The sequence below is a fragment of the Vibrio sp. D173a genome (assembly GCF_030248475.1).
In genome coordinates this window covers 1-522 of sequence record NZ_JAHGAH010000469.1, presented here as the reverse complement: position 1 = coordinate 522, position 522 = coordinate 1, and the positions used below count along the sequence as shown (strand labels likewise).

The following is a 522-nucleotide window of genomic DNA, read 5'->3' as shown; positions in this document are numbered from 1 at the left end:
TTTCGTTACCTAGTTTCTCTACGATCATCACTTCACCGTGAATTGTCGCATCGGCGTCAACGGCTTGAACTAAGTGCTCAGGGCGAATACCCAGAGACATGCGGTCTCCGCGATTCACTGTTGTACCATCAACTGGGATCCAGAAAGATACGCCGTTAGAAAGCTGTACTTTTACGCGTTCTGCTTCCACTTCATCAATGAAAACACTCATGAAGTTCATTTTTGGTGAGCCAATAAAGCCAGCAACAAAGCGGTTTTGTGGGTAGTGGTAAAGCTCAAGTGGTTTACCAACTTGTGATACGTAACCGCCATCTAGAACCACAATCTTGTCTGCCATTGTCATTGCTTCTACCTGATCGTGCGTTACATAGATCATGGTACAGCCAAGTTGGCGTTGTAGTTTCGTGATTTGAGCACGCATGTTTACACGCAGTGCTGCATCCAAGTTTGATAGTGGTTCATCAAGAAGGAATACATCTGGTTGTGATACTAGCGTACGACCGATAGCAACACGTTGGCGTT

Annotated in this window: 1 pseudogene; it reads right to left on the bottom strand. The window is 45.6% G+C overall.

Annotation, left to right across the window (positions count from 1 at the left end):
• Positions 1 to 522: pseudogene (locus KIV40_RS26805) on the bottom strand (ABC transporter ATP-binding protein); the annotation flags it as partial.